Genomic DNA, 13794 nt, shown 5'->3' on the forward strand with positions numbered 1-13794 from the left:
TTATTTTACTTGAGTAAGCTGAAAGAAAACTAAAACTAAGACAAGCGTTCTTCCAAAACAAAATCAATTGGCAAGGTAGCCAAAAACCGTTCCAATTGTTTTTCCCAATAATACCACTCATGGGTCCCTGCACTGTGGCTATAGGTCACATCAAAACCAAGTTTCTTGAGATTCTTCACTGCTAGATTATTGGCAGCATACAAGAAATCTTGTTCACCACACCAAGCCCAGAGTTTGGTCTTCTTGTCTGATTTGTTAGCAAGAGTTTCAAGTGAGTAAGGACTAGTTTCCCAGTTATCAAGCTTACCAAAAACACCTCGCCAGTAAGCAAGCGACCCAAGATTTTGACTTTCTGGAGAAAACTCTTCGAAACTGAGAGCACCAGAAAGACTAGCTGCATGTGAGAAACGATTGGTTGACAAAGCCAACTTGAAGGAACCGTAGCCTCCCATTGATAGACCAGCGATAAAAGTCTTTTCACGCTTGCTAGACATATTAGGGAAGAAACATTTGAGCACTTTAGGCAGTTCTTCTGCTAGAGCTGTATAGTAGTTATAGCCATACTGAGTATCTGTATACCAACCGTTACTTGTATTAGGCATGATAACAATCAGATTGGTCCCTCGCACCAAGCGCTCTACATTGGTCCGTTTGAGCCAACTGTTGTGATTCCCTGACATCCCATGAAGGAGATAAAGAACAGGAATATCTGTAGAATCTGGCTCCTCAACCCGAGACGCATCAGGGTAGAGAACATTCACTCCCCACTCCATATCTAAAACTTCTGAGTAATACTCAATCTTCATTACTGCCATAACTTGCTCCTTATTCGTTTAAGATAAGAAAAAGCCGAAACTCGACTTTCTCTTGCTATTTGATCCTATTTTGCTTCCATGACTACTGGTAAGATAGCTGGGCGACGCTTGGTTTGGTCAAAGAGGAATTTAGCCAAATTGTCACGAACCTTACCTTTGAGGTCTGCCCAGTCAAAATCTTCACCTTGTAGATAGTCTTCTACTGTTTGATTGACTAACTCTGTACTTTCGCGCAAGATATCACGGCTCTTCTTGAGATAGACAAATCCACGCGTGTGCACTCGAGCTTTAGCAATGATTTTTTTCTCACGACGGTTAACAGTGATAGCCACGATGAAAATCCCATCTTCTGACAAAACCTTACGATCACGAAGAACGACATTCCCAACATCCCCAATGGCATTTCCGTCAATCAAAACATCGCCTGCTGTAACTGCACCAGATGGAACAAAGTCCCCATGCTCGTAAGACATAGTAGTCCCTTTTTTAGGGATAAAAATACGTTCTGGTAGCATACCAACTGCCATAGCAGCCTTAGCATGGGCATCCAACTCACGGTATTCTCCTTGGATCGGGAAAAGATACTGAGGTTGCAAGAGATTGATCATCAATTGCAAATCACGCGCATTCCCATGTCCTGACACACGCAAGCTATGAGTAATTGGCTTGACAACTCCACCTGCCTGGTAGACCATATTTTCTACACGTGCCATAACTGCTTCCTTGGCGATTGATGGTGTTGTAACGATATAAACTAGGTCACCTTCTTTGATTTCAACATAACGGTGACGACCAATAGACATCTTGCGTAGGCCGTTAATTGGTTCACCCATACGTCCAGTTTCAAGAATGATCAACTCATGATCTTCAAAACGCGTCATATCTTTTGGTTTAATCAAAAGATTTTCACTTGCTAAAGACAATTTTTTCAGACGAATAGCTGTACGGACAATATTTTCAATATCAAATCCTGTCAAGACAACACGGCGCCCAGTCTCTGCAGCTGCATCAAAGACTTGCTGAATACGAGAAAGATTACTTGCAACCGCAGCGACGATGATCCGTCCTTCCCAGTCAGAGATAGTTTGCGTGATTTCTACACCAACTTCATTTTCACTGGCTACTTGGATATTGCTGTCCGCATTTGCTGAGTCACTAAGCAAAGCCAAGACCCCTTCGCGACCAATCTCTGCCAAACGCCCAAAGTCAGTGGCGTAAGATTCACTAGCCGTTTGGTCAAACTTGAAATCCCCTGTATAGACGATGTTGCCTTCAGATGTTTTCAAGACCACACCCAAACTTTCTGGAATAGAGTGGGTTGTACGGAAGAAGGATACTACCGTTCCGCCAAAATCAATCTCTGTATTTTCGTCAATGACATGGAAATCATCAAATTTCTTGACGCTGTCATTTCCCTTAACAAATAGTTTAGCCAGTTCGATAGTCAACTCTGAGCCAAATACAGGAACCTTAACTTCTGCCAAGAGATAAGGGAGGGCGCCAATCGCATCCGCATGCCCGTGTGTTAAGAAAACCCCAGCAATACGGTCGCTATTTTCAAACAAATAGTCCATATTTGGAATAACGACATCGACACCCAACTGTTCATTTTCAGGATATTTCAAACCTGCATCTAATACAAAAATCGAGTCGTTAATTTCTGCGATGTACATGTTCTTACCATTTTCACGTACACCCCCAAGTGTTGTTAATTTAATAGTATTCATTTTTCCTCCGAATAGTCACTTCAACTTGTTTGTAGAGCTTTAAAAGCTCTCTTTTTCTGAAAGTCCAATTCACTTTCAGCCGAATCTTTTCCATTCATTATACCATTTTTTTACTAATTTTCAAAATGAATCTTACAGATAATCGTACTTCAACTATCTCTTTCCTATCATTCTTACAGATACTGGAGGAGAGTTTGCTGGTAAAAAACAGGAATGACCTGCACCCTAAATGTTAGATTTTTCTTGGCTGCTGGTCAGCATTATATGACTTTAATAATGAATGAGCACTTATACCCTTTCTACTTCAGCAAATCAAAAACAAGTGAACGGCATGTTAGCAGAGGCTTTCAAAATTGACCAATCCGAGTATACTATCTCTCATAGCTACCAAGGACGGGAATAACACCCTGATTTTTATCATCAATTTTTTAATAACAAGTATTCTTATAAATAAAAAGGACACGATGATTCTCTTCTTTAGTGCTTGGAAATGGGATCTCGTTCTAAGGCTATGGGAAAATGTTTAAGGCCCTGAACCAAATGTGATATGAAATTGTAAACAATATTGATTATTATAGTGGATTAAAATAAGATATGAACAAAGAAATTAGGAAAGTCAAATAAATTTCTATAAATGTTTTAGAATCCGTAGCGTACTATTCTAGATTGAATCCACTATACTTAAATACTCAATGAAAATCAAAGAGCAAACTAGGAAGCTAGCCGCAGGTTGCTCAAAACACCGTTTTGAGGTTGTGGATATAACTGACGAAGTTAGCTCAAAACACTGTTTTGAGGTTGTAGATGGAACTGACGTAGTCAGTATCCTACATATACGATAAGGCGACGCTGACGTGGTTTGAAGAGATTTTCGAAGAGTATAAAATCAAACTAAAAGGACTCAGCTCTGTGCAAGACAGAACCAAATCCTTCGCTTGAATTATTTGTGTAACTTTTTGAAATCGATATAAATCAATCCTAGACTTACAATTTTTTACTTACCAAGGTAGTATTCAGAAACTACGTTCAATTTTTCGTCGAATTCGAATACCAATGGTGGGAAGTTAGGGATTTCTACATCCATGATTTCGTCATCTGACAAACCTTTGATGTGTTTTACAAGAGCACGGATTGAGTTACCGTGTGCTCCTACGAATACGTTTTTACCATCTTTAAGTGCTGGAGCGATTTTATCTTCCCAGAATGGAAGGGCACGTTCCAAAGTCACTTTCAAGTTTTCAGCATCTGGGATAACTGAGTCGTCAAGTGAAGCGTAACGACGGTCAGTGTGAGCTGAGTGCTCATCGTCGCGATCCATGTTTGGAGGCAATACATCGTATGAACGACGCCAGATGTGAACTTGTTCATCACCAAATTGTTCAGCTGCTTCAGCTTTGTTTTTACCAGTCAAACCACCGTAGTGACGTTCGTTCAAGCGCCATGATTTTTCAACTGGAACCCACAATTGGTCAGATGCTTCAAGAGCCAAGTTAGTTGTTTTGATCGCACGTTTCAATACTGAAGTGTAAGCTTGGTCAAATTCGATACCAGCTTCTTTGATCAATTTACCAGCGTCAATCGCTTGTTGTGTTCCTTTTTCAGACAAATCAACATCAGCCCAACCAGTGAAAAGGTTAGCTTTGTTCCATTCAGACTCACCGTGGCGAGCAAAAACCAATTTTACCATTTGATGGATACTCCTTTTATTTTCCGAGGTTTCCCTCGTTTATCTATTCTATTTTACACAATTTTTCACAAAAAAGCTAGTCAAAATCGACTAAAAAGAGAAGAGGTGAGTCCCCCACCTCTCAATGATCAACTATTCTTGAACTTGAAATTGTTTCAAACTTGTTAGGAATAGGGCGCCACCGATGACAATGACGATACCACCAATCCAGCCTAAAAATGGAATCAGTCCTACTACAGAACCAACGATTAACAAAACAGATGGCGCCATTGATATGCGCTTATCATCCTTATAGTAGATTAGAGAGAGAATCCCAAGAATGAGAGTTGCGATTTTTACTAAGGTAAAAACAATGAAGATAATCGCTAAAACTACTCCTGCAAAATCTTCATTCGCAAAAATAGATGCAACCATTAATATTACGACTGGCAAAATTGCCAAGAGCGAGCCTGAGATAGTCCCAATAATTCCAGCAATTTGCGCTAGTGTTTTTGTCTTCATAAATGTCTCCTTCAAATTTTGATAATTGTTATTCTACCATATTTTAGGTTAAATTCAAAGCTTTTCCAAGTAGACCATAATATCATCAGTGGCACTTTATTTTCCTTAAGTCATATAGTAAATTGAAATAAGGTATGAACAATTCGATTAGGAAAGTCGGACTAATTTCTAGAAATATTTTTAGCAGTCGTAATGTACTATTCTAGATTCACTCTTCTATAAATTCCTTTTTTATAGTAGATTGAAATAGAATATGGACAAATTGATGAGGTAATTTTAAAGTAATTTCTAACAATGCTTAAAAAAACTATGATGTACTATTCTAAACTCAATTTGTTATATATGAATTTCCAGAACAAAAATCCCTAAGTCCTTTTAGACCTAGGGATAATGCTACTTATTAAAAGTAAGTTTGCAGCTTATTTGGTAAAGATAGACTGACGGAAGTCATCTGTTGTACGAAGATAAGCATTATAAATCTTTTTCTTCAGTAAGTTAACCCAGCTAGCTTCGACGCGGCTTGTAGCATTGTCAATATTACGAACATCCTCTGCTGTCGCCTCATCCATTAGCCTTTGCATATCTTTATAAGATCGAATAGTTACTTGCTTCGTACTATTTGGGTTTCTGAGTTCATATTCAATGGTGATCGGCTTCAATTTTGTCAATTGATCAATCCGCTCTTGGTACATGGCCTTCTTAAAGGCTGCCCAAGTGTCATACTCACCTTTAAATACATTTTCCAAAACCTTCTGGTCTGTCACTAGACCAACATCTCTTCCGAGCCATCCATCCCAAGTTGTGCTGCCCTCTTTCAGAGCTTCTTCTGACAATTTACCAGATACATATGGGATAAATCCTTCATGATAGCCCTTAGCTGCCAGCAACTCATAGGCTGTACGACGGAACATGACATCACCTGGCGCACCAGTTGGATTGCTAAGCGCTGAATAAATTGGAGAGAATAGACTGAGACTGAGATAACCATTTCGTGCATACTTGCCACTATCCTTGTTTTCGCGACGAGTGATGACATCATTGTCAATCAAGGATTCAAAGGTTTTTAGTTTCTTAATCTCTTCAGCAGTGAAGGTCCGTGTCTGGTTACCAGCATGGGTTTGTTTGCCATACTTATCAGTAATGTAGTAGTTTTCCATTTTTCTAAACCACTTCATCTTGGCTTCATCTGTCTGCTTCAAGATAGAGCTTGCTTCTAGGTAATCAAGCGTATAGATCATATCAAACATACCATGAACATAGTCTTTTAGGTCTGCTTCATTCTGAACGCGCTCTTTAAAGTTATAAGTATGGAGACGTGTCTTAGAATCCTTATCAACCTTGAATAGAGTATTGAGGGTGATTGTCGCTTCATCTGGGCTTGGTGTAGATTGTAAAAGACCACGAGCGTAAAGTTCTGCTCCTAGACCTTCACGACGACCAAAGCCTTCAAAATAAATGGCTCCATCAGAGTTGTGTGTCATCTCGTGTGTATAAACAGAGTTTCCGTAATCTTCTAGCAGACGAGCATTGTCAAAATGGGTCATACTTCCTGTTGCGTAAGCATTATAGCCCTTGCTTGGATACCACTTACCAGCTGGTCCAAAGAATTCCTGCATTGCAGTGGATTGCTTGTCATTTGGTTGAGCCCAATATCTTTGACCATTCTTATCTTTGAGAGCAAAACCATCATAAACCAAGACCGAGCGGAAGAGTTTATCCTTGCTTTCATCACTTAAAATCTTGTACCAGAAATCATAATGGTCTCTCTGCCATTCAGCTGACTTTCTCACTCGATCTTCAACATAGCTAGCAAGTTCAGCATCTGTACGGACCTTCCCATCAACAATATCTCGGTAACGATCATAAGCTCCCATAGAGATGGTAGACATATTAGAAATGATATAGACACCCTTTTCAGTCATGGTCAAAAGTGGTAGCAACATGCCCTTATGTTCCCAATTGTCTGATGTAATCTTATCATAAACTCCGACAGAATACTTACTCTTATCGTTTGCATTGTCTTGGAGGGCCTTGGCTTCTGCAATGTCCGACTTGGCCTCGATAATATAGGCTTTTGTATTATCCTTGAGCCATTCATTATTAGTCTTATACGGCAAGAAAAGATTACGATAACTTTCTAGATAATTGAACAAGCCCCGCTTACCTGTTACCTCAGACAAGGAAGTATCATAAGTTTGATAAGTATTTTTGGCTTTGAGATTTTCAAAACCAGAGCGACCTAAGGCAATGATCGTGTCTAGTGTCGACGCATCGTTATTACCAAAGAAATCAAACTTATAGGCAGATAAATCTTTGACATTGATGGTGTCATAATTGATGTTATACCAACGATTTAGATAGGTTAAACCAACTAAGAAGGCTTCTTTATTATCAGTGATTTTCTTAGCGATATAATCATCTACTACAGTTCCCTCAGTATTGATGGACTTGTCCATAGCAAGAACCTTGCGTAACTCCACAGATAAGTTAGCTTTGACTTGATCAAAGGCTTTATCCAAATAAAGATCATCCAGAGATGTTTCTGTATTTATACCTAAGACCGTTCTCACAGCAGCTGAATCTAAAGTCACCTTGTTCAGTTCTGGTAAAACTTTGGTGAGAATCTTGCTGTAGTCAGACAGGAAGGTTTCTGGGGTATAGAGAAGATTCAAGTCCTTGATAGTATATTCTGCTATAGCCTTGTTTTTAAAGTCTCCCTTATAGGTAACTTCTAGATACTGAATGGTATTGTCTTCGTAATGAAGCATGAGACGATTGATGCCTGTCTTATTTCCATGAATATCCGTGATGATCTGCTGATCTTTCATCGGAACTACATCGAGCAAATAGCTGGTGTTGAGCTTATGATCCTCCGCTAGCTTGTTGGCATAAGCTACGATTGTTTCCTTATTATAGAATGGCAGAAGTTTTTCCATATTTAAGTAAGCTATAGCACGGTTACTGTCTACTTTCTTCGCCTTACTATAATCTACTGCATAGAGGTTCAGATTGGTGTCGTCCAGGCTTGTCGTGATTCCAAACTCTCCTAGCTTGTCTTGGGCTTGTTCAAGACTAAGCTTAGAGCTAGCAAATGGATCTTCTGCTAGTGTTTCAATTCCTTCGACTGCATAGGCATTGGTGATACGGTCATTTTTATAACCTTGATCACCAGAGATGCTATAGACTCTTGAACCACTGACATTACTCAAAACATTGTCAATCAAACCATTGTAGTAATTTGAACCAACTACTCCACCAATTTGACCATTCTTGGTTGAGTTCTGAATTTTCCCTGATGCATAGGAATTAGTAATACGAGCATTGGCTTCCAAGCGCCCAACTAAACCTCCAAAGCGTTGCTCATTAGTCTTGGCACTCGCTAAAATCGTAACATCTGCTCTACTTTGTGTCAGCAGGGAAGCATTTCCTTTCAGATTTGCGACTAACCCCCCAACATTATAGGCCTTGCTTTGCTTGTCGTTAGTTTGGATGGTACCTGTAAAGGAACTATTTGTAATTTGCGTGTTAGTTGCAACAACCACTAACCCCGCAACCTGACTGGCATTTCCTACAACAGCTACTCGCCCTTGAGCAGATACGTCTTGAATGTGAGCATTTTCCGCAGAACGGGCCAAGCTTGCAGAATCATAAGTCCCAACAATATTGACATCCTTCAAATCGATGTTTGAAATTCTAGCACCACTCTTGAGATTCTCAAACAAAGGCTTGGCTAGGTTATAGATGGCGTACTGTTTACCATTATGACTACCTGTAAGGCTACCTGTAAAGTTATTTCGTAGATAAACATAATCGCTTGCTGCCAAACTTACTTCACTAGCATCTAAATCAGCTCCTAGCACATAGTTGCCTGCCATGTTGCTCTTCATCGCTTCTAATAGACTTGCAAAACTAGTATAGACGCCTTGCTGATTTGAATGAGACTTGCTGATGTAGAAGTCATATCCTGGTTTATAACCCGTTTCACTTTCTTGGACAAGCTCAGGTAGATATACAGTAACCTTATAAACTTCCCTATCATCTTTAGTGCTTTCGGCAATACTCTGAACTGGCAGGAGCATTTCTTTCGACTCGGCAGACTTAACTTTGACAAAGTAATTTGACAAATCGCTTGGAACTGCGTTCATAGAAATCAAGCGTTTATACTGATCATTTTCCTTGCTATAGAATTCAACCGACTCTACATTTCGGATAGAAATTTTCTTATACTCGAGTTCAAATTGACGACTATCCTTTTCAAAGTCTGTAACCTGGCCTTGATCTAATTCATAGGTCAATTTTGTCTTCAAAGTATAATTTGTATAATGATCTAAATCACCAATTTTGAGACTGCCTGCAAAATTCGTAATCGGAAGTGAGCGTACAAGCTGGTCACCTTCATATAATTCTGCTGTAGCTGTACGTAATGATTGAGTTTCATCAGTCAGGTTGTACTGAACTGTAACAGAACGATCTTCTGGATTTTCTGTAAGACTGAGGATACTTAGATTTGGTCTAACTTTTGCAACTCCATTGAGAGCTATTCTAGCCGCTGTCAAGTTCGCCAAGGCTTGATCAACTTGAACTTGATTAGCTAGTCTATTTGCTAAAACTGTCTCTGCATTTGCAAATTCTCTTGTAAAGTTTGTTTTCTTATCTGAATCAGCATTTTTGTATTTGAAGCTATCCTGGATGTCTTGACTATCTCGGTATTCTGCTTGTAAAGCTTCCTTAGTGACATCTGAACCCTGTAATTGCTCTTTTGCATTTTTAATGCTTGCAACTGCTTGGTTGACTTGCTCTTGACTAGCTTCTGACTGTGTCAATAACTCTTGACCTATAAGGAGTGCCGAGTCGTAACTAGTTTGGCGAGTTGAGATATCGTTAAAATAACGTGCCTGTGATTTAACTTGCTCTGCTTCTGACAATAGATTGTAGAGTGGAATTAAATCAAATTCGTCCAATGCTTCAACCTTTGGAGCATCATTTGGAATCATAAATGGACTTGCTGTTCCCATCTTAACAATCTGAGTCACTGGTGGCAAGGTCTCTTCATTAGACAATTCTTGACGATCCAATTCTTGGTTATTTGAAAAGTAGACTCTTGTTCTAATTGTACGCTCGCCTTCCACTCCAGGAACACTTACAATACGTGAATCCTTGACCATCTCATCAGTATACTGCTCCTCAATCTTAAAGGCTACTTTTTCAACTCTCGTTTCATCTACATAGCTAAGCTCTAACTCAGGAAGGTCAAAACTTGGTGTAGGCTCTGCACCAGCTGTGCCGACTGGTTCTGTATACTCTGAAACTTCATGTACAGTAGCGGACTCTGAACCTACCGTACTTACTGGTTCTGTGTACTCTGGCAAGTCATGAACCGGAGCGGGGTCTTCACCGGCTGTGCCTACTGAAGCTGTGTAGGCTGGGACTTCGTGAACCGGAGCGGGTTCGTCACCAGCTGTACCTACTGAAGCTGTGTACTCGGGAACTTCATGTACTGGAACAGGTTCTGGACCTGCTGTGCCGACTGGATCTGTATACTCGGTAACCTCATGAACCGGAGCTGGGGCGTCGCCAGCTGTACCGACTGATTCTGTGTACTCTGGCAAGTCATAAACCAGAGCAGGTTCGTCACCCACTGTGCCGACTGAATCTGTGTACTCGGGAACTTCATGTACAGGAGCGGGCTCTGAACCTACCGTACCCACAGGAGCTGTATACTCTGGGACTTCGTAAACCGGAGCGGGTTCTATACCAGCTGTGCCGACTGATTCTGTATACTCTGGCAAGTCGTGAACCGGGGTGGGTTCGTCACCGGCTGTGCCGACTGGTTCTGCGTACTCTGGCAAGTCATAAACCGGGGCGGGTTCGTCACCGGCTGTGCCGACTGGTTCTGTGTACTCTGGGACTTCATGAACTGGAGCGGGTTCGTCACCGGCTGTGCCGACTGATTCTGTATATTCTGAAACCTCATGAACCAGGGCTGGATTGTCGCCAGCTGTGCCGACTGGATCTGTATATTCTGGGACTTCGTGAACTGGGGATGGATCGTCACCGGCTGTGCCGACTGGTTCTGCGTACTCTGGCAAGTCATAAACCGGGGCGGGTTCGTCACTTGCTGTGCCGACTGGGTCTGTATATTCTGGGACTTCGTGAACTGGGGTAGGCTCTACACCAGATGTGCCGACTGATTCTGTATACTCGGGAATTTCGTAAACTGGGGCTGGATCTGCACCTGCTGTGCCGACTGGTTCTGTATATTCTGGGACTTCGTGAACGAGAGCGGGTTCTTCGCCAGATGTACCGACTGGAGCTGTATATTCTGGGACTTCATGAACTGGAGCTGGGTCGTCACCGGCTGTGCCGACTGGTTCTGTGTACTCGGGAACCTCATGAACTGGTGTAGGCTCTACACCAGATGTGCCGACTGGTTCTGTATATTCTGGGACTTCGTGAACGAGAGCGGGTTCTGCACCGGCTATGCCGACTGGAGCTGTGTATTCTGGAACGCTGTGAACTGGAGCTGGTGCGTCACCCACTGTGCCTACAGGTTCTGTGTACTCGGGAACCTCATAAACCAGAGCGGGATCTGCACCTGCTGTGCCGACTGATTCTGTGTACTCGGGAACCTCATGAACTGGGGTAGGCTCTACACCAGATGTTCCTACTGATTCTGTATACTCGGGAATTTCGTAAACTGGGGCTGGATCTGCACCTGCTGTGCCGACTAATTCTGTGTACTCGGGAACCTCATGAACTGGGGTAGGCTCTACACCAGATGTGCCGACTGGATCTGTATACTCCGGCAAGTCATGTACGGGGGCTGGGGCGTCGCCTGCTGTGCCGACTGATTCTGTATATTCTGGAACGTCGTGAACAGGGGCTGGTTCGTCACCAGATGTACCTACTGAATCTGTGTACTCGGGAACGTCATGTACCGGAACAGGTTCTGTACCTACCGTCCCTACTGATTCTGTGTAGGCTGGGACTTCGTGAACGAGGGCGGGTTCTATACCTACCGTCCCTACTGAATCTGTATATTCTGGAACTTCATGAACGGGAGCTGGGTCTGTGCCAGCTGTACCCACAGGAGCTGGGTACTCTGGCAAGTCGTGAACAGGAGATTCTTTAAGCAATTGATTACTTTCTGCCGTGCCCACCAAAATAATCTCTGAAATAGGTTGGACTGTCACTTGATCAAACACCAACTCAGATTTTATCACCTTCTGATTAGCACTGTAGCGACGAGTAATCACTGTACGTTCCCCAGATACACCCACCTGAATGGTCTTTGTTTGCCCCTTAACAAGATTATCCGAATAGCGATATTCTGTTTGATAAGGAAGCACTTGCGTTTGACTTTCATCTTGACTAGATAATTGTAACTCAGAGCGATCAGAAATTGAGCTTCCCGATGGCACTCGGTTTGCTCCATTGACAAGCTCCAGTTTTTCATCTGTCGACTTGTCTGAACTATCTGCTTTTGATACTGCCACCGCTTTGTCATTTTCAGATCCGTCCACTGATTGATTCACAGTCTGATTAGCTTTATGCTTAGATTCTTCACCTTGCTCCAGAGAATTTTTCAAAATAGCCTGACTCTTCAGATAACCAATGTATTCAAAATTTTCAATGTTCAAGGGCTGAGGTAGTTGCTCTCCTAGTCCCAAATTTAAAAGCTGATTATAAGCAGCTAGCTCAATATTTGTAACTGCAAGTATTGAAGGAGAAAGAAGAATGGATCCTAGTCCAGTCACCAATAAAATCGAAGATAGATATCTTTTCCCGTTTTTCCCCTTAGAAATTACCAAGACCGCAAGAACAATACCAGCTGTTGCAAAGATTGCTTCCCATATACCGGAGTAGCCAGTACTTGGTAAGTTTCCTATCAATCTTCCTTCTTTTTTAGGACGATAAACCAAGTAGTATGCATCTGTACTTTCCTCTACAAATTTTGGAAGTTCCTTAACAACCATCGCATTTTCAGCATCTGTCAATTCTGATTCTATAACATACTTATACTGAATCTGAACAGCTTGATTCGCTGCTAACTCTGCTGCTTCAACAGGCTGTGTACTAGTCCCAACTACAGAACCCAAAAAGAAGCTTCCAATAGTCGCTGATATCAGACCTACTGATAACTTTCTAAAAGAAAAACGCTGGCGCTTTTCTCCGTAAAATTGATGTTTCATCACTTAACTTTTTCCTTTATAATAAAATATTAAATCCTTTCTATTTTATCGAATTTCCCTCCAATAAACAAGGATTTTGTTTGCCTCTTGAAATTATTTTACGCTACATACCGTTAACAAGATTCTTATCAGTGGATACTGTTTATCAAGCATTCTCAACTTCCTATTATTTTCAATTTCATACACAAGAGTTTTTATGAAAATAATAAGAAACAACGAGCATCTCCAACTATGGAAATGCTCGTTGTTTTGATATTTAGAAGTGAGTTTTTACCCAGCTTCTTTTCTAGCAATCTCATAGAATCAAGATTCTAAGATTTGCTTTATCCGAGTAATGGTTTACTCTTCTTCCTTACGTTTTTTAGAGATAAGGAGTCCTCCTGTCACTGCTGCAAGAAGTGCTAGTCCAAGTGAAGCGTTAGATTGTTTAGTACCAGTGTTTGGCAATTCTTTCGCTCCTGCTTTCTTAGATGGTGCTTGAGCAGATGACTCTTTAGTAGCTTCTTTAACAACTTTATTAGCTGCAATTGTTGCTACTGATCCGTCCGCAAAGGTTACAGATACTGATCCGTCATTGTTAACCTTAACATCTGTCGCAGTTGGGTTAGCTTTCTTAACTTCTTCAGCTACTTTAGCTTTTTCTGCATCTGTCAAGTTGTTAGGATCTACTACTGGAGTAAGAGCCGGTACTTTAGCTCCATTTGCTTCAGACTCTTTAACTGTCTTCGCTGGTGTTAATGTTGCTACTGATCCATCTGGGTAAGTTACAGATACTGATCCGTCATTGTTAACTTTAACATCTGTCGCAGTTGGGTTAGCTTTCTTAACTTCTTCAGCTACTTTAGCTTTTTCTGCATCTGTCAAGTTGTTAG

At 41.3% G+C, this 13794-nt stretch carries 6 protein-coding genes; all 6 read right to left on the reverse strand.

Features of this window, described 5'->3' with window-relative positions; translation table 11 throughout:
- Window positions 1-35: 35 nt before the first annotated feature.
- Complete coding sequence (locus QM928_RS02470) at window positions 36-815, reverse strand: alpha/beta hydrolase (protein WP_414295039.1); 780 nt, start codon at window positions 813-815, stop codon at window positions 36-38.
- 65 nt (window positions 816-880) lie between these two features.
- Window positions 881-2542: a ribonuclease J gene (locus tag QM928_RS02475; RefSeq protein WP_414295040.1), complete on the reverse strand. Its 1662-nt coding sequence runs from the start codon at window positions 2540-2542 to the stop codon at window positions 881-883.
- A 994-nt stretch (window positions 2543-3536) separates the two neighbouring features.
- Window positions 3537-4229 carry a phosphoglycerate mutase gene (locus tag QM928_RS02480; RefSeq protein WP_000240129.1) on the reverse strand — a complete coding sequence of 231 codons (693 nt, stop codon included), beginning with the start codon at window positions 4227-4229 and terminating at the stop codon, window positions 3537-3539.
- Between the two features lie 132 nt (window positions 4230-4361).
- The gene (locus QM928_RS02485) at window positions 4362-4730 is read right to left on the reverse strand and encodes a hypothetical protein (protein ID WP_075231554.1); all 369 of its coding nucleotides are present in this window, start codon (window positions 4728-4730) and stop codon (window positions 4362-4364) included.
- A 419-nt stretch (window positions 4731-5149) separates the two neighbouring features.
- On the reverse strand, window positions 5150-12922 hold the full coding sequence (locus QM928_RS02490; RefSeq protein WP_414321985.1) for an SIALI-17 repeat-containing surface protein: 7773 nt from the start codon (window positions 12920-12922) through the stop codon (window positions 5150-5152).
- 339 nt (window positions 12923-13261) lie between these two features.
- Window positions 13262-13794: LPXTG cell wall anchor domain-containing protein (locus tag QM928_RS02495; RefSeq protein ID WP_414321986.1), on the reverse strand; the 533-nt coding region annotated here is incomplete at its 5' end.

Source organism: Streptococcus infantis (genome assembly GCF_047460405.1).
GTDB classification, from domain to species: domain Bacteria; phylum Bacillota; class Bacilli; order Lactobacillales; family Streptococcaceae; genus Streptococcus; species Streptococcus infantis_Q.